This is a genomic window from Ignavibacteriota bacterium (assembly GCA_016713565.1).
Classification (GTDB): domain Bacteria; phylum Bacteroidota; class Ignavibacteria; order Ignavibacteriales; family Melioribacteraceae.
The window spans coordinates 64,854-83,857 of sequence record JADJOX010000005.1 but is presented as its reverse complement, the minus strand read 5'-3'; the positions used below and the strand labels follow the sequence as shown (position 1 = coordinate 83,857).

Here is a 19,004-nt window from a genome sequence, read left to right as displayed (position 1 = left end):
CAAAGCTTCAAGATAGCGTAGCATCATATGTAGATAAACTTATGACGCCAAAGAATATTAGAACTAAAGCAAGAGTCTTTAATGTATTTGCTGATGCCGTAATTGACTGGTATAATTCACCAAACAAAAGTTCACAAAACTTTTATGAATGGTCTAAATCAGCCTTAAATTATCCTTCAGTTCAAAAATATATTTTTTATCGTGATTCAGTTTTCATAAACTATAACGGCGGTTCATTTACACTTGCGGAATTTGAAAAGTCCTTTTTCATGAATAATATTGCAAAAGAATTCAACACAAAAATTGAATTTAAAAAACATCTGAATTTTTTGGTTGGTCAATCAATGAGAGACTATTTTCTGGAAAAAGAAGCCGAAGAAAAAAATTATGATGAAACACCTTGGTTTGAGCATGAATATATGAAATGGACGTCAAAATTCGCGTTTGAAGAATTGATGCAGAAATATAATGATGAAAAATTACCGAATGATAAGAATCTTAAAGAAATAATAAATGATGATTTAGCTCAGTTAAAAAGTAAATATAATATCTACGTAAATTATGCAATGCTCGATACTTTAAAAGTTGACGAAACCGCAAAAGCAAAAGGTATCTCAATTCAATTGATGAAATTGGGAGTCAACCGATTGGCTGAACCAATTGTTGACGGATATTGGAAATCATTAACTAATTGATTTTTACAAAAACGTAAACTCATGGAATTTAGAATAAAATTACTTATAGCAATATTTATATTTGCGGAATCCTTTTCACAAAATTTGGCACAGGAAAATAATTCTCAAAATACATTCGTCAATTCAATTGAATTTATTGGTCAATGGAAAACAGATGGACAAGCCAAAGCCGTATTTATTTCGGGAAATAATGCATATTTGGGAAACGGCAATAATGTAGATTTACTGGATATTTCAAATTTAACGTCGCCAAAGCTTATTAATCAAATAAAATTAAGTACATCTTTCCCATGCAATGATATTGTCGGAAATCCAAATTTAATTTTTATTGCCAACAATCAATCAATATATGAATACAATATTGCAGATCCCACAAATCCTGATTCAGTTGCGGAATTGGATCTCAATTCAGTTATAACGGATATTTATTATAGAGATAATAAGATTTACGCAATCACTTCTTATGATTTTTATATAATTGACGTAAACGAAGATAACTCAATACATATAACGGGAAGTTTGTCGTTGCCAGGCTCGTCTTTAGGTCTTACAAGATTTGATTTAGAAAATGACATAGCATTTGTTGCCTCGTGGTCAGGCGGAATTTATGTTTTGGATATTTCAAACTCTAATGAACCTTTACTTCAAGGACGTTTTCTTGACAATGTGAATTTAGTTTATGCCAAAGGCGATATTGCTTTTGCTTCCGATAACAGAACCACATATATATTGGATATTACCGATTATGTTTTACCTATAATAAATTTAAGCGCTTCTATTAAAGGAACACCGCATGATCTATACAGCGATGGTATTTATATTTACTATTTGATAAACGATAAATTAGATATTTATAATAATAATCTTGAGCTTATCAATACATATTCACTAAATGATGAAGGGCAAAGATTTCTTTTTTCAGATGGAAAAATATTTGTCGCAAATAATCTTGAAGGATTAAAAATTCTTAAATTCGGCAACGCAAATTCGATTAAAAATAATGATAACATTATAAATGATTTTGAGCTTGGACAAAATTATCCTAATCCGTTTAATTCTCAAACAAAAATAAATTATTACATTTCAGAGTACTGTAACGTAGAAATTGATTTATATGATGCGTTGGGGAAAAAAGTGAAAAACTTATTAAATGAAAATAAAACCGCCGGAGCATATTCAATTGAGTTTAATTCAATTGACTTGTCCAGCGGAATATATTTTTACATTTTAAGAACTTCAACGGGTTACACGAGTTCCAAAAAATTTATTTTGTTAAAATAATTTTATTTTTCTGCTTCATTTTTATAATGCGTTTCCCTCATATCATCAACATCGTCCATATCCGGACCCTTTTCAATTTTTCGCCAATCAATCGTTTTATTGTACCTTTTCATAGAAAGCTCAGCATCAAATACTCTTGCATCGTGCATTTCCAAAGTATATGGTGTAAAATCAGGTTTATCTGTAAAAAAGTCTTGAAGTAGCGAAGCTGTAACATCAAAATGATTTACATACGGAACGTTTAGAATATTGTAAATTGTTTTTAATATTGAACCAAAATTTGCGTGAGTATGAGAAACGTATTCTTTTTTAACATAGGGACCCACCATCATTAAAATTGAACGATGAGCGTCAACATGATCAACGCCTCCTTGCGGATCATCTTCCGTAATAATTACAAGCATATCTTTCCAATATTTTGTACGGGAAAGAAAATGTAAAATTCTGCCGACTGCAAGATCATTATCAACCATAAATGATTGTGGATAAAAATAACCGTCTTCAGGTCTAATTCCGGCTCCATGATCATTGGGAAGCATTACTGTAACCAATGGAGGCATTTCTTCTTTTCCTTCAATCCATTTTTTTGTAAATTCTTTTTCAAACTGATCCATTCTATATTGATCGGGAATTGAAGTATTAAATCCGGCAAAATTATGACTTGTTCGTTTAAACAAAGCATTCTGCATTGGAATCATTACCCCATGTGATGCTCCGGTTGCGGTATCATACCATTCTTCTCTTTCGTGTCCGCTTTCATTTGCCTGCCCGAAATTATAAAACTCAACTTTGCTTCTTTCCATAGCTTCCCAAATTCCTCCAATTTCAGCATAATCTTCAGGATCAACACTGCCGATCGTTTTCGGAAATCTTCTTCCTTCTGCTTTTGAAAAAGGCATTGCTGTTTTACTTGTGCTTGCGTTTGATTCAACCCATTCATTTGGAATAACACCAACAAGCCAATGATGTCCGTGTACAGATGCGTCGCTATCGCAGTAATAATTATCCGAAAACGCGAATTGCTTTGCTGCTTTAATATGATTTGGTGAAATTCTTAAATTAGGAAATTTGTCTCTATATTCCGGCGGTAATGTGTATTCGTTATTAATCCCAAATCTTGCAAGTGTACTGTCGCCCTTAGCATTTTTCATTTGACCAAAAACTTCGTCATACGTTCTATTTTCTTTTGTAATATAAACAACATGTTTAATAGGACTTTGACGTAAACCCGGCAGCGGAGGAAGTGGATTAGTTCCATCATCTTCAATTTCAGTTTCAATAAATGTATCATCAATTGTTTGTTTTGTATATTTAGTAAGTTCTTCATCGGTTGGAACATTTACAATTTGAAAACTGCCTAATTGAATATCACCTACATAACTGCCTTGAACCGGACTTACAAAACCTTGACCGCCGTTTGGACCAGCTCCTAAACCTCGACAGGTAATAATATAGATTTCTTTTTCATCTTTAGAAAGTTCTACTCTTGTTGGTCCCCAGCCAGAAGGAATTAATCCTTTTGTTGTTCTTGTAGGAATATCAATAACAGCAATGGCATTAAATCCTAAAAGAGCGACATAAAGCTTTTTTTCATCTTTACTCATTGTAATTCCAAACGGTAGCGAGCCGCGGTGCTTATCAATTCTCGGATCAATTGTAATTGGAATATGACCGACAATTTCCTGTTTATTGTAATCAATTATTGAAATGTTGTCGTTAGTAGCATTTGTGATATAAGCAAATTGTTTACCAACAGCAATAGAATTGGGGCTTGCTCCTCCAATAACTTCTGCGTCTTCAACGGTTTGACCAATTTGATATCCGGTTTTAAATTTATTTATTACTTTGTTTGTTTCTAAGTCAATTGTAAAAACACTCATTGCATCTGGATGAAGCGGGCTTCCCAGTCCTGGAATTTTTCTACCTTCAACAATAGTTCCTTCAATCGATTCTTTTGTATTATGTCCATAAGGATGATGCGGAATCATTAGTGAATCATAATTCTTTGGAGTCGCTCCTTCAATTAATGGGTAAGAATATAAACCGACGTTAGCGACAAAAGCTTGTTTTTTATCGGGACTAATTGCAATACCGAACGGCTGACGACCTACTTTAATTGAAGCTGTTTTTTTAGAATTGCTTAGATCAATTCGAACCATTCTAAAATTTCCTCTGTCAAGAACAAGCAATTCATTTTTATCTACATTTAATAATAAATCCGATGTAAAACTATCTTGGTAATCCATTCCGTCAACAGTTCCGTTTAAAGAAATTGAATCAACTTTTTTAAAATTTTCTATATCATATACTATTATTGCCCCATTATCTCCTCCGCTTAAATAAACTTTTTTGGAATCAGTTGAAAATGCGACTCCGAGAAAAGAGCCTTTCGATAATGGCGATTTGATTTTTTTATCATAACTTGGAACTCTTGTGGCTTTTAGCGAACCTAAGTCAATTATAGTAAATACACCGTTATGCAACGTTACTGCTTTATTTCCATCAGGTGAAATTGACATTCCGTAGGGATCGTTTGTAATGCGTAAGAATTTACCCGCCGGAGTTACATAACGACCGCTGGCAAGAACTGCGAAGTTTTTTGTTGAATCAAGTTTGCAATATTCATTCTTTCCCGGAACCTGCAAAACTTTTACTTTTTCAGTACAATTTGCGGCAGAAAAAAATAATACGAATATTAGTAAGTATGCTGATTTCATTGATGTTTCTCTCTTTGGATGGTGAAAAAATGATGACATAATTATTATAAAATTACGGAATTTTTATGGCAGACGAAAACAATAAATTATTAATAATTTTATAAATTATTTATAAAGTATAACAGAACAAAATGAAGGAAAATTTTACATTTTCAATTTTTCTCATCATCATTTTATTCTATCTTTAATAACATATTTTTAATATTTATTTCTGTTCTCTTAAATAAATACACGGTAAAGTTATGAGCATAGTTAAACTAGTTATCAATTTTATTATTATCCTTCTAATTCAATGTTTAATTAATGTGATTGCTATTGCTGAAACATTTGAACAAAACAGTAATAATGTCATAGATTTGAATTCGGGGTGGCTTTGCAAAAATATAAATGATGTAAATTTATCGGGAGAGAAAATATCAATTCCTTCATTTCAATTAATTGACTGGATACCTGCGACAGTTCCCGGAACAGTTTTAACAACTTTATTAAATAATAAATTAATTCCTGATCCATTTTACGGAATGAACAATGAAAAAATACCTGACATTTATAATACAGGAAATGAACACTATACATATTGGTTTGTTAATGATTTCAAAGAAAAATTTCCGATTAATTCTGAGCAAGTCTGGCTAAAATTTAGAGGTATAAACTACTCTTGTGAAATTTACCTAAATGGAAAAAAGTTAAATCAAAAAAAACATTATGGAATGTTTTTACGTCAAACTTATAACATAACTTCATACTTGACAAAAGATGGCAATAATAGATTAGCGGTAATAGTTTTTCCGCCGGATCCTCCGGGAAATCCAAATGGCGGACAAGGCGGTGATGGAACGATTGCACAAAATATTACAAACCAATATACAGCCGGCTGGGATTGGATTCAACCGATTCGAGACAGAAATACGGGAATTTGGGATAAAGTTGCGATTGAAAGAACAAATTCAATTCTACTCAAAGATCCCCAAATAATTACAATTGTTCCGGGTAAAAGATTTCCGGTTAATGAGCAGTTACCCGCAATTATTAAGTCAAGTATCGAAGTTGAAAATCCAACCGGATCAAACATAAATGGTAATTTGCATTTGTTTATAAATAATGAAGAAGTAAAAACTAAAATCTCTATCAAACCATTTTCAACTCAAAAAATTCAACTTCCTGAATATGTTTTTCAAAACCCAAAACTTTGGTGGCCCAATGGTTATGGAGAACAAAACCTTTACAATGTTAATTTTAAATTTGATGATAATAATAAAAGTGTTCTGGATGAAAAAATTGTGTCAATTGGAATACGTGAAATAACGACGAAATGGAATTCTAATACTCAAAGCAGAGAAGTACTGGTCAACGGACAAAAAATATTTATTAAAGGAGGGAATTGGATTACATCTGACGCGATGCTAAGATTTACAGATGAAAGATATGATGCGGAAGTCCGTTTTCACAGAGATATGAATCTTAACTTAATTAGAATTTGGGGCGGCAGTTTGACCGAAAGACCAGAATTTTACAACGCTTGTGATAAATATGGAATTCTAGTGTTTCAAGATTTTTGGATGTCGGGTGATTGCAACGGTAAGTGGAATGATCCAATGAAAAAAGAAGATCAATGGACGAGAAGAAATTATCCCGACGATCATCAATTATTTTTAAAATCAATAGATGATCAGGTTAAAATGATTCGTAATCATCCTTCTCTGGCATTTTACTGTGGCGGAAACGAAATTCCTCCGCCCAAAGATATATTATCCGTAATGGTAGATTCTTTACTTCCTCAAATTGACGGCACGCGTTATTTCTTTGAATATTCTAATGCAGACAGCATGTCGCATAATTTTATTGGAGGTAACGGAGATGGCACATATCATCTTCAGCCGTTGAGCTATTTTTGGGAAAAAAGATCTTTCCCGTTTAATTCTGAAGTCGGTTCTGTTGGTGTTGGGGATTTTGAATCACTTGAAAGATTTATTCCTAATAACAATTTAATGTTACAAGATACAAAAAGAAATAATGATGATTCCGTTTGGAATTACCATAAACCAAGCTGGTATGGAAATTTTATTAATAATTATGGCAAACCAAAAAATTTAAAAGATTTTGCCGATAAAGCCCAATTAATCAATTACGATCAGTACCGAGGTTTGATGGAAGGACATTTCTCGCATATGTGGGATTGGTATACGGGAGTAATTATTTGGAAAACACAAAATCCATGGACAGCGCTACGCGGTCAAATGTATGATTATTATCTCGATCCCAATGGCGGTTTGTACGGGCTTAATCACGCAAATAAATATTTACACGTAATGTATAATCCCATAGATGGAATGCTAAATATAGTCAATCATACATTCATTACTCAGCATGATATTATGATTCAGGCAAAAGCTTATGATATTTATGGAAAAGATACTTTGGCTCTGCAATGGATTGTTGAAATTGCGCCGACTACGGTTCAAAAAATAGAATCCGTAAAAAGATTTTTAGACAAATTATTCAGAGTTAATGGAGGATTTTTATCACTTCGTTTATTTAGTTCTTCAAAACAAATATTAGACGAAAACCTTTATTGGCTGCCTGATTCGACCGGAAATTACAGCGGATTGCAGGAAATGAAAAAATCAAAGATAATTGTTTCAGCTAAGCAAGTCGGCAAAAATAAAATTGAATTTAAGATGAGTAATTCTGACAAAAGTCCAATTGCGTTTTTCAATAGAATTTCACTGGTCGATAAAAGAACTAGGAAAAGAATTCTTCCGGTTTTCTACAGTGATAATTATATTTCAGTTTTGCCCGGAGATGAAAAATCGATATTTATCGAAAATAATCATCTAGATGAAATCAACAACTATGAAGTTTCAATTAGCGGATGGAATGTTGAGGAACAATTTGTTAAAATAAAATAATTTTAATTATTCGAGAATTAGATTTAATTTGAATTGTATTTTAAAAACATCAAAAAATAAATATTTGCAATAACAGAACATGTAAACATTATTGAGCTTATTGGCAAAAGATTATTTGCATGAAAAACTGCAAGAAGTGAGCCTGTAATAAAACTAAAAGAAAAGCGGGAAACGCCAATCAATGCGTTTGCAGAGCCGCTGATTTGCGGAAGTAAATTTAAAATGATTGCGGTTCCATTTCCAAAAATTAATCCCAAACTACCCATAAAAAATACGACGGATATAAAAACAATCCAAAAAGATGGAACTTTGCATATAAGAATTGTAATTAACATAATGAAGCCGGAGACAATTTGAATTGCCAAACCAACCTTTAGCATTTTTTCCGGTTCATGCCTTTTCAAAAGATTTGTGTTTAGGAGGGATAAAATAACATTAAGTACAATATTTGCTCCAAACAGCAATGGGAATATTTTTTCACTTATCCCGAAATATTCCATATACATAAAAGACGCACCCGTTAAGAACGTGAACATTCCGGCAACTGCAGAACTTATTGTAAGCAAAATAAAAACGGCTTTTTTATTTGAAAAAATATTATAAAACTATTAACAAATTGATGAATCGTAATTTTTTTTGTTATTAATTTTTTGTCTCTTGATTCAGGCATTAAAAAATAAAAAATTGTAAAAAGCAATATTGCGTAAGACATCATAAAATGAAAAATAGCCTGCCAATTAAAAAGAAGAAGTAAAGCGCCGCCAATAACCGGAGCGAATAATGGCGCAAGCATCATAATCATTCCAATTATTGTAGCCATTTTTGCAACCTGCCTGCCTTCAAACCAGTCTCTTACAAAAACCATACTTGTAACTGACGCGAATCCCCCGCCAAAAGCTTGCGTAAATCTAAAAATCCATAAATATTCTATTCTTGAACTGATGGAAATTAAAGCCGCTGATATTCCATAAAGTATAACTCCCAGCAGAGCAATTTTTTTTCTGCCGAAAGAATCCGAAAGTGGTCCTCCGAAAAAGTTACCGGTAGCAAAACCTAAAAAATATAAAGTCAAAGTCAGTTCTACTAAATTTATTTTGACTCCAAAATAATTTGCCATGCTCGGCATAGCCGATAAATATGTATCGGTAGCGAAAGGCGACATTGCGGTTAGAAACGCAAGAAGTACAGTTATAGATGGTACAAAATATTTACTCGTTCTTGTCAAACTCATATTAGGATCATTTAATATAGGTTATTTATTAGTGCGGAAACTTTGAAAGGATCCGTATGATTTATTAATTGACTTTTTTAATTAGATTAAAAATAAGAAAAAATATGATTTGTCTCAGCAAAGGATAAGTTTAGTCAAAAAAATCAGGATCATAATTTTATTTGAATTATAACCTTCGTTTATAATTAATTTCTTATTTACTAATAATAAGCCATTTAGTGAGGATAAAATTTACTAAATAGTAAAAAATTAAGGCATTTTGCAATTCATTCGTTACAGTTGTAATGTTATTTATTATTTTTTTACAATGTAAATTTAAGTGTAATATTGGAAGCAGTAATTTTGTTTCAATGCGAATGGGAAAAATAGAGATAAAGTTTTATCAATTTGTAAATACATATAAATACTTATAATATGTAAACTACTTTCTCGCTTAGTAAAATTTATTATTTAACTTTTAGCATTTTTAAGTTTTTGTTATTGAAAAATGGTAATGCGTTGGAAATATTTATATATTTATATTAAATGAAAAATTTGAAACAAAATATAGAAAAGAAAGCCGCATGGATAATTTATGTGGAGAGGGTAATTTTCATTATATTTTTTCTGCATATTGTATTCGGACACATCGCTTTTGAAAATTTTATCATCTGCATTGAGAATGATGGTAGCATATCTTATGAAAATTCATTTGAAAGTGCGGCATGCTGCTCAAAAAAAACAATTGATGTTAGCACTTTTTTTAGCAGCAAACTGTCAAATATTAGCAAATGTAATTCGTGCGATGATATTGTTTTAGTTGAAAATTGTGATGATCAATATACTTATCATTATAAAAAATATGAACAAATTGTTTTTGATCTGCAACTAATTTATTTAAATGTATCAGTTACGGAAATTGTTCAAAATGTAAATTATAATAAGACCAATCAAATCAATTTATTCCGGCAATTAGAGTTAAACAAATCGATAGTTCTCATCATTTAGAAAAAGTCTTTTCTCAATTTTAAAAACTTTAAAATATTAATTAAGAACAAACGGAGATTTTATGCGCTTTAAAAGTGTGTATGTTCTCTTGTTGTATTGTGTCCTTATTGACTTAAACGCGCAACAGGAGAATAATATTATAAAAAAAAATTTGGAAAAAATAACATTGCATCAAGCTATTGAAAATGCGTTGGTAAACAATCCTAGAATTAAAATTATAGATTATGAGATAAAGTCTCTTGAGAAAAAGAAAATTCAGGCAGGTTTATTCCCAAACCCAGAACTTGATTTTGAGTCCGAAGATTTTATAGGAGGAAAAGAATTGAGAGGATTTATTGGAAGTCAATTTACGCTTTTGGTAAAACAGATAATTGAGTTGGGAGATAAAAGGAACAGCCGCACTGGTTTTGCAGATAATGAAATTATTATTGAAAGGGAAAATTATAAAATTTATAAACTCGATCTGATAACCGAAATTAAAAGTACGTTTTTTGATCTATATTTGAAAAAGCTTCAAATAGTACAGCAGGAAAAATTCATCGGAATATATGATGAAATAACCAAAACTATTGCGGATCGAGTTAAAGCGGGAAAAACCTCTAATGCTGAAGAATCAAGGGCTAAAATTTCTTCAATTAATAGCAAATTAGAATTGCAAAAACTTCAAAGAGAATATTTGTCAATCCAAACTGAACTAAGTTCACTGATGGGAATGCCGGAGATTAAAGTAATCCCTTTGACAAGTTACTTTGATTCTCTAATTATTCCGCCAAGTAATGACGAAGTTTTTATTGATTTGGATAGCATTCCTTCGTTAAAATTGTTATATCATGAAGCCAATTTAAGAAAAGCTAATTTACGTTTGGAAGAATCGCATAGTACGCCCGATTTAACGGCTAGCTTTGGAATAAGATATCTTAATGAAATAAAAACCAATTCCTTTGTCGCCGGTTTATCAATACCGCTGCAAATCTTTAACAGCAACAAAGGCAGCATTCAATCCGCCGAAATAAAGATAAATCAAATGGATGAGATAATAAAAGCACAAAAACTTTTTGTTATCGCTTCACTAAATAAATCATATAACAATTTAATTGGTGCATATAATAACGCGGAGCAGCTTAAAGAAAATATTCTGCCCGAATCGGAAAACGCTTACGAAATTACAAAACACGGATATCTGCAGGGAAGATTTGCGTTTATTGATCTTCTTGATTCACATCGGATTTTGTTCGAAGCGCAAGTCCGTTATCTATCCGAGATATCCAATTATTATAGTTCATTAATCGAAATTGAAAAAACTACGGGTAAAAATTTTATAAAATGAAAAAGAAAAATGGAGTTACACCAATGAAAATAATTAACGTAATGCTTATTGTATATTTATTTATGTTTTTGATTTCAGGCTGCATGGATGAAAAAATTAAAAACCAATCAGTTGTAGTCACTGAAAAACATAAAGGTGATGAGCATGGTGAAACAATATCACTAAAAGAAGAAACGCTAAAGGAATTTGGAATTGAAATTAAAGTTGCCGGAAAAGGTATCATTAAAAATCATTTAGATCTAACCGGTGAAATTAAAGCTGAGCCGTCTAGAATATCTCACATAATTCCAAGATTTCAGGGAATTGTAAAAGAAGTTTATAAAACTGTTGGCGATAAAGTTACAAAAGATGAGACGCTTGCTTTGATTGAAAGCAATGAAAGCCTTGTGCCTTATGCAGTAAAATCATTTTTAAACGGAACTATTATAGAAATGCACATGGCGCAAGGTGAGCTTATTGGTAATGAGGTTCATGCGTTTACTGTTGCCGACCTTAATAAAGTGTGGGCAAATATCAATATTTATCAAAAGGATATTGGAAAGATAAAAGTAGGTCAGAAAGCAAAAGTAACTTCCGGATCAAATGGAAATGATGAAACTTGTTCAATTTCTTTTGTAAGCCCAATTGTTGATGAAATAACAAGAACCGCTTCCGCGAGAGTTATTTTAAATAACAGTACTGGAAAATGGATGCCGGGAATGTTTGTGACGGCAAAAGTTTTTGTAAGTGAAAAAAAATATCCTATAGTTATTGATAAGAAGGCATTACAGAAGCTTGAAGAAAAAGATGTAGTTTTTATAATGAATTCCGAGGGAGAATTTAAACCGCAAATTGTTCAGACAGGCAATGAAAATGATGAGAATATTGAGATCATTAAAGGACTAAATGCGGGCGCTAAATATGCGGCGAAAAATTCATTCATACTCAAAGCCGAGATTTTGAAAAAATCCTTCGGTGGCGGACACGGACATTAAAGGAGATGATATGAATAAAATTATCGATTTTGTTTTAAAGAACAGGCTCCTTTTACTTGTTATGGGAGTAATAGTAATTGCGTCTGGTTATATAAGTTACAATAAGCTTCCAATCGATGCATTTCCTGATGTTTCACCATCACTTGTACAAGTATTTACCATTACTGAAGGTTTAGCTCCTGAAGAAGTTGAGAAATATGTTACTTATCCAATTGAGGCAACAATGAATGGATTACCTAATCTTGAATTGATCAGATCGGTCTCAAATTTTGGACTATCGGTTGTAAATATTTATTTCAAGGATGGAACGGATATTTATTTTGCGAGGCAGTTAGTAAATGAAAGACTGACCGAAGCTCGTGAACAAATTCCACCTGGTTTCGGTGATCCGCAAATGGGTCCTATTTCCACCGGAATGGGATTAGTATTATTTTATTATTTAGATGATACAACAGGAAAATATTCACTGGAAGATTTAAGAACCATACAAGATTGGTTAATTAAATATCAGCTTCAAACAGTTCCCGGCGTTACGGAAGTGCTTGGCATTGGAGGATATGAAAAACAATTCCAAGTTAATGTTGATCCCGACGAATTATTAAGGTATGATGTGACAATTAAAGAAATTGTTGAAAAAATTAAAGCAAACAATTTAAACGTTGGTGCGCAGTTTATTGAGAAAAATTCAGAAGAGTTTATTGTAAGATCAGTTGGCTTAACGCAAAAAATTGAAGATATAAACAACATAATGATCAAAGCGGAAGAAGGAATTCCAATTTACCTTTCACAGCTCGCTGATGTAAATGAAGGCGGCGCGGTAAGAAGAGGCGTTCAAACGAGAAATGGAATTGGTGAAGTTGTATCCGGGATGGTAGTAAAATTATATGGAACAAATTCATCTACAGTTATTAGCGCGGTTGAACAAAAGCTTAAGGAAATTAATAAAATACTTCCAGATGGAGTTAAGATTGTTCCGTACTATGAACAAAAATCTTTGGTTGAAGCAGCCGTAACAACAGTGACAGATGCGTTATGGCAGGGAATAATCTTGGTAGTGATAATACTAATGTTCTTTATGGGTTCTATTAGACCAAGTGTTGTAGTCGCGTTGTCAATTCCATTTGCGATATTTTTTGCGTTTATTGGGATGAGTTTTTTTAATATTTCAATAAACCTTATGTCGTTCGGCGGACTCGCAATCGCTATTGGAATGATGGTTGATGCAACTATTGTTATGGTAGAAAATGTAGATCGGTTAAAAAGAGAATCATTTAAAAATGAAAATATATTAGAAACTATTTCAGCGGCAAGTAAAGAGGTAATACAGTCTATAACCTTTGCAATAACTATTATTATTGTAGTATTTATTCCTTTATTTACACTTCATGGTGTGGAAGGAAAAACGTTCGGTCCGCTTGCTTATACCATTGCGCTCGCGATGCTTGGTTCATTAATATTTGCGATTTTAATTGCTCCGGTTCTTTCATCATACTTTATGAAATGGAACAAAAAAGAATTAAAAAGGGATTTTCAACATAAAGAATTGTGGATTGTTGCTGAGTTGAAAAAAATTTATGAACCTGTTGTAAGATTTTTTGTAAAAAAAAGAATTGCAGCAATCCTTTTAGCCGTATCAATTTTATTCTCCGGTATAATTATTTTTCCGCATCTAGGATCTGAGTTCACACCTACATTGCAGGAAGGAACAATTGTAATGCGTATATCCATGGCTCCTTCAATTTCATTAACCGAAAGCACAAGATTAACTTTAATAGCTGAAAGAAGACTTATGAAAATTCGTGAAGTCGCAGGCGCTGTAACTCGTATAGGAAGGGGAGAAGTCGGCGCGCATACCGATCCGGTAAATAGCGCGGAGATGTATATTCTTTTAAAAACAAAAGATCAATGGCGGCGGGAGATGAGTCAGCTTGAATTGGAAGAATTAATTCGCAAAGAATTTGGTGAACTACCCGGCGCTCTTGTTAACTTTACTCAGCCAATACAAATGACGGTTGATGAATTATTGGAAGGCGTACGAGCGGAATTGGCGATTAAATTGTTTGGAGATGATCTTGAAATATTAAAGAATGAAGCGGAAAAAATTGCTTCAGTTATTAGGAAAGTAAATGGAGCACAAGATGTTCAAGTTGATCAAATCACAGGTGCTCCTCAATTAAAAATATCGATAAACAGACATAATATTGCGCGATATGGAATTAATGTAGAAGATGTACAGCAAGTGATTGAAGCTGCCATAGGCGGTGAAATAGCGGGGCAAATATTTGAGGGAATAAAAAGGTTTGATATTCTTGTTAGATTTAAACCGGAATCAAGATCAACTGAAAAAGCTATAAACGAAATTCTTGTTAAATCACCAAACGGAACAAATGTGCCATTAAGTCACCTTGCAGATATTGAAGATGTTGTTGGACCAAGACAAATAACACGCGAAAATAATCAGAGATTCATAACAATTCAGGCAAATGTTTTTGGAAGAGATATTGGTTCATTTGTCGAGGAGGGTCAGAAATTACTTGAATCAACAGTTAAACTTCCGCCGGGATACCTTATTAGCTGGGGCGGACAGTTTCGTCTTCAGCAGGAAGCAAATCAGAGATTTGCTTTGGTAATTCCAATAACATTGTTGATAATATTCCTTCTTCTTTTTTTCAATTTTGGATCTGTAAAAAACGCTTTACTTATTCTTTTAAATATTCCTCTTGCACTTATCGGCGGAATTGCCGCCCTTTGGTTAACGGGACAAAATCTATCCGTTCCTTCTTCAGTCGGCTTTATCGCCTTATTCGGAATTGCGCTTGAAAATGGAATGATATTAGTCACATATTTTAATCAATTATTGCGTGATGGATTTGGCATTGATGAAGCTTCTATTAAAGGATCATTATTAAGAATACGACCTGTTCTGATGACAGCGTTAACAACCGCACTTGGATTGATTCCACTGTTATTTGCGACAGGAACCGGAAGTGAAGTGCAAAGACCGCTAGCGACAGTTGTAATTGGCGGATTATTTACTTCCACAATTCTTACGCTTCTTGTTTTGCCTGCAATATATAAGTGGTTTGCGATAAAAGTTAATGAATAAAATTAAATTAAATGAGATGACATTTTTTAAAATGTCATCTTTATTAATTTAACATTTCTGCAAAATATCTTAATTGAACTTAAACTATGTGCATTGAATAATTTAATATTTTTTAATAGTATTTTTATATAAACCCAAATGATTATTTTTAAAAACAAAAGAGAAAGAATTATGTATAAATTTATTGATTTAATTGAAAAATACGATTTGAACCATACAATTCTTTTAAGATTTGCTTTATTTGTTTTGTTGATAATGCACAGCGTGCCAGGAATGTTTGATGGTGGTGTAAATATTTTTGGAAGTGAGTATTTAAATAAAATTGGTTTTTCTCCTATCGGGGTTCCATTAGCGTGGTTAATAAAATTATCTCATTTAGCGGCGGCATTTTTATTCGGTTTCAATAAGAAAATTATTTTTGCGTCCTTAATTACATTGCCAGTTATGATTTTAGGAATAATTCTAATTCACTATAAGGAAGGCTGGTTTGTTGTTGGCGGCGGAAGGAACGGGATGGAATACAATATATTAATAATTATGATTTTGCTGCAAACTATTATTAACGAACTAAGACGAAAAAATATTTGATCTACATTGATTTATTTATCGATATAATAACTAATAAAATCTATCAGCAAGATTTTAGTTATTTACAATTTCGAATTTGAAAATAAATACTAAAATTCAAATCTGTTTTAAGAACTACGCAATCCAAACAATTTTGAAGAGTATAATTCTAATCTGAAAATCATTATAAAAACGATTTGAATAACTTATTGTAAAATTTACAATATATTGGTAATTTGGTCTAAATATTATTAAAACAAAAACAGCAGATAATTTATGAAAATGACTTCCATTATATTTATATTCCTAATTACATGTCAAAATTTCTCACAGTCTCTCACGGATTATGTTGATCCTTTTATCGGTACATCGGGAACGGGACATACATTTCCCGGCGCAGTTGCACCATTTGGAATGATGCAGTTAAGTCCCGATACAGGAATAGAAGGATGGGATTGGTGTTCAGGCTATCGTTATGAGGATTTGGAAATTATTGGATTTACTCATACACATTTAAGCGGAACAGGCGGCGCTGATTATGGAGATATTCTTTTAATGCCTACGATCGGCAAAGTTAATTTTGATCCGAAGCAATATAGGTCGATAATTGATAAAACAACAGAAAGGGCAAAGCCCGGTTACTATTCGGTTAATTTGATGAAACACAACATTAAAGTTGAACTAACGGCAACAAACAGAGTTGGCTTGCACAAATATTGTTTTCCAAAGTCCAACAGCTCAAATGTTATTATTGATTTAAAACATGGAATTTCCGATAAATCTATAGAATCAAAAATCAATATTGAATCTAATAATACAATCGTAGGTTATAGAAGATCGAAAGGATGGGCAGAAAATCAAATAGTATATTTTGTTATTGAATTTTCCAAACCGTTTATAAATTCAGGCATTGCTTTAGAAGATAAAATTCAAGATGGAAAAAAAGAAGTAAAAGGTGAAAATGTAAAAGCATTTGTAAGTTTTAATACTTCAATGAATGAAATTATTTTGGCTAAAGTTGGAATATCTTCTGTAGATATTCAAGGCGCAAAAAATAATTTAACTAAAGAATTACCCGACTGGAATTTTAATCAAGTAAAAGATCAAACAGAAAGTTCATGGAATGATGTGCTTAGTAAGATTAAAGTTGAAGGCGGAACCAAAGAGCAAAAAACTATATTTTATACTTCTCTTTATCATTCATTTATTCATCCAAATATATTATCCGATGCCGATGGACGTTATCGAGGAATGGATAACGAAATCCACGTTGCGGATGGTTATATACAGTATACGGTTTTCTCACTTTGGGATACCTACAGAGCTTTGCATCCTTTATTTACATTGGTTCAGCCTGACCGAAATATTGATATGATAAAATCACTTATCGCAAAGTATAATGAAAGCGGAATATTGCCCGTGTGGGAACTCTCGTCAAATGAAACCGGAACAATGATCGGATATCATTCAATTCCTATTATTGCTGACGCGATTCTTAAAGGATTTAAAAATTTTGATGTTGAAAAAGCTTATGAGGCAATGCTGCATAGCGCTAATATGAATCATCTTGGACTTGAATCTTATAAAAAACTAAACTATGTCGCTTCAGATTTGGAACACGAATCCGTTTCTAAAACATTGGAATACGCATTTGATGATTGGTGTATTGCAATGGCTGCTTATAAACTTGGCAAAAAAGAGGATTATGAATTATTTGCACAACGAGCTCTGAATTATCGTAATTTGTTCGACGGCGATTCAGGTTTCATGAGGGGGAAAAAATCTAACGGAAATTGGGTCTCACCGTTTAATCCGTTTGAAGTAACAAGAGATTTTACCGAGGCAAATGCTTGGCAGTATTCGATGTATGTTCCTCACGATATTGAAGGTATGATAAATTTATTTGGCGGTGATAAAAACTTTATTAAAAGGTTGGATGAGACTTTTTCCGCCTCTTCAAAATTAGAAGGGAAAATATTATCCGATATTACCGGCTTGAAAGGACAATACGCCCATGGTAATGAACCAAGTCACCACATGGCTTACTTATACAATTTTACATCAGAACCTTGGAAAACACAAAAGACAATAAGAGAAATTATGGATAATCTTTATACCGATAAAACCGACGGACTAATTGGAAATGACGATTGCGGGCAAATGTCCGCTTGGTATATTTTCAGCGCAATGGGTTTCTATCCAGTTTGTCCCGGTTCAAATCAATTTGTTTTGGGTACACCATTGTTTGAGAAAATTACAATTAGCAATTCAAACGAAACTAAATTTGTGATAACATCAGAAAATCTAACGAGTGAAAATTGCTTTATCAAATCTGTATCATTAAACGGGAAATCATTTAAAAGCGCATACATTACATATGATGACATTACTAAAGGAGGAAAATTAAATTTCAATTTGACTTCCAATCTTGACGGCATTAATTCAAATTTGTTTAATAAAATTCCTTATTCATTTACAAATGATTTATTTGTTTCAACTCCATATTCAGCAAATGAATTTACATATTTTGACGATTCACTTTTAGTTGAATTAGGCTGCAGAACTGCCGACGCGATTATATATTATACTTTGGATAATACTGATCCTGACCAAAAATCTAACAAGTATCTGAAACCATTTAAAATTTCCAACTCAATTACAATTAAAGCAATAGCATATAAAAATGGTTATCGCCAAAGTTCAATTGAAAAAATTGAATTTAATAAATTAAATTATCTTCAATCTCTCGAATTGGAGAATTTTGAACACGGGATTAATTATAAATATTATGAAGGAAAATTTTCAAGCGTTTATGATATAAACGAAATTGAATTTATTGATACAGGAAACATAAATAATTTCAGTTTATCTCCCGCAAAAATCGTGGACCATTTCGGAATAATATTTGACGGTTTTATTGATATTCCCAAAACAGGAATTTATTTCTTCACTACACAAAGCGATGACGGTTCTGTTTTACTTATTGATGATAATAAGGTTGTTGATAACGACGGTTCTCATGCCGCTCTTGAAACTTCAGGAATGATTCCACTTCAAAAAGGATTCCATAAAATCAAATTGCTTTATTTTGAAGACTATGAAGGCGAAAGTCTGGAGGCAGGTATTAAAGGCCCGGATTTGAAGAAACAATTAATACCCGATGAAATGTTATTTAGAATATCAAAATAGTATAAAAAATCAAAACATTAA

12 protein-coding genes are annotated in these 19,004 nt (G+C 32.3%); 9 read left to right on the top strand and 3 right to left on the bottom strand.

Translation table 11 applies throughout. The features are described 5' to 3' along the window. The first annotated feature begins 41 nt into the window (after nucleotides 1–41). Nucleotides 42–695 carry a hypothetical protein gene (locus tag IPK06_05135; GenBank protein MBK7979383.1) on the top strand — a complete coding sequence of 218 codons (654 nt, stop codon included), beginning with the start codon at nucleotides 42–44 and terminating at the stop codon, nucleotides 693–695. A gap of 21 nt (nucleotides 696–716) precedes the next feature. Further along, nucleotides 717–1,976 carry a T9SS type A sorting domain-containing protein gene (locus IPK06_05130; protein ID MBK7979382.1) on the top strand — a complete coding sequence of 420 codons (1,260 nt, stop codon included), beginning with the start codon at nucleotides 717–719 and terminating at the stop codon, nucleotides 1,974–1,976. Nucleotides 1,977–1,978: 2 nt separating this feature from the next. On the opposite strand, the gene IPK06_05125 is transcribed toward IPK06_05130, so the two are convergent. Next, on the bottom strand, nucleotides 1,979–4,693 hold the full coding sequence (locus IPK06_05125) for a bifunctional YncE family protein/alkaline phosphatase family protein (GenBank protein ID MBK7979381.1): 2,715 nt from the start codon (nucleotides 4,691–4,693) through the stop codon (nucleotides 1,979–1,981). A 242-nt stretch (nucleotides 4,694–4,935) separates the two neighbouring features. Here IPK06_05125 and IPK06_05120 point away from each other — a divergent pair, with 242 nt between their 5' ends. Further along, nucleotides 4,936–7,602 (top strand): glycosyl hydrolase, encoded by a 2,667-nt coding sequence (locus tag IPK06_05120; GenBank protein ID MBK7979380.1) that lies wholly within the window; start codon nucleotides 4,936–4,938, stop codon nucleotides 7,600–7,602. A gap of 23 nt (nucleotides 7,603–7,625) precedes the next feature. Here the strand turns inward: IPK06_05120 and IPK06_05115 are convergent, their stop codons facing one another. Then, nucleotides 7,626–8,168 (bottom strand): hypothetical protein, encoded by a 543-nt coding sequence (locus tag IPK06_05115; GenBank protein ID MBK7979379.1) that lies wholly within the window; start codon nucleotides 8,166–8,168, stop codon nucleotides 7,626–7,628. After that, complete coding sequence (locus IPK06_05110) at nucleotides 8,156–8,833, bottom strand: MFS transporter (GenBank protein ID MBK7979378.1); 678 nt, start codon at nucleotides 8,831–8,833, stop codon at nucleotides 8,156–8,158. The genes IPK06_05115 and IPK06_05110 overlap by 13 nt, the downstream gene beginning before the upstream one ends. Nucleotides 8,834–9,358: 525 nt before the next feature. On the opposite strand from IPK06_05110, the gene IPK06_05105 reads away from it, so the two are divergent. From IPK06_05105 to IPK06_05080, 6 genes are all read left to right on the top strand, one after another. Then, nucleotides 9,359–9,820, top strand: coding sequence for a hypothetical protein (locus tag IPK06_05105; protein ID MBK7979377.1), 462 nt, complete (start codon nucleotides 9,359–9,361; stop codon nucleotides 9,818–9,820). 151 nt (nucleotides 9,821–9,971) lie between these two features. Beyond that, the gene (locus tag IPK06_05100) at nucleotides 9,972–11,147 is read left to right on the top strand and encodes a TolC family protein (GenBank protein ID MBK7979376.1); all 1,176 of its coding nucleotides are present in this window, start codon (nucleotides 9,972–9,974) and stop codon (nucleotides 11,145–11,147) included. Next, nucleotides 11,144–12,121: an efflux RND transporter periplasmic adaptor subunit gene (locus IPK06_05095; protein ID MBK7979375.1), complete on the top strand. Its 978-nt coding sequence runs from the start codon at nucleotides 11,144–11,146 to the stop codon at nucleotides 12,119–12,121. The genes IPK06_05100 and IPK06_05095 overlap by 4 nt, the downstream gene beginning before the upstream one ends. Before the next feature lie 10 nt (nucleotides 12,122–12,131). Beyond that, a complete protein-coding gene (locus tag IPK06_05090) occupies nucleotides 12,132–15,227 on the top strand; it encodes an efflux RND transporter permease subunit (protein MBK7979374.1) in 3,096 nt (1,031 codons plus the stop codon). Nucleotides 15,228–15,434: 207 nt separating this feature from the next. Beyond that, nucleotides 15,435–15,815 carry a DoxX family protein gene (locus tag IPK06_05085; GenBank protein MBK7979373.1) on the top strand — a complete coding sequence of 127 codons (381 nt, stop codon included), beginning with the start codon at nucleotides 15,435–15,437 and terminating at the stop codon, nucleotides 15,813–15,815. 255 nt (nucleotides 15,816–16,070) lie between these two features. Beyond that, on the top strand, nucleotides 16,071–18,983 hold the full coding sequence (locus IPK06_05080; protein MBK7979372.1) for a GH92 family glycosyl hydrolase: 2,913 nt from the start codon (nucleotides 16,071–16,073) through the stop codon (nucleotides 18,981–18,983). The last annotated feature ends 21 nt before the right edge of the window (nucleotides 18,984–19,004 follow it).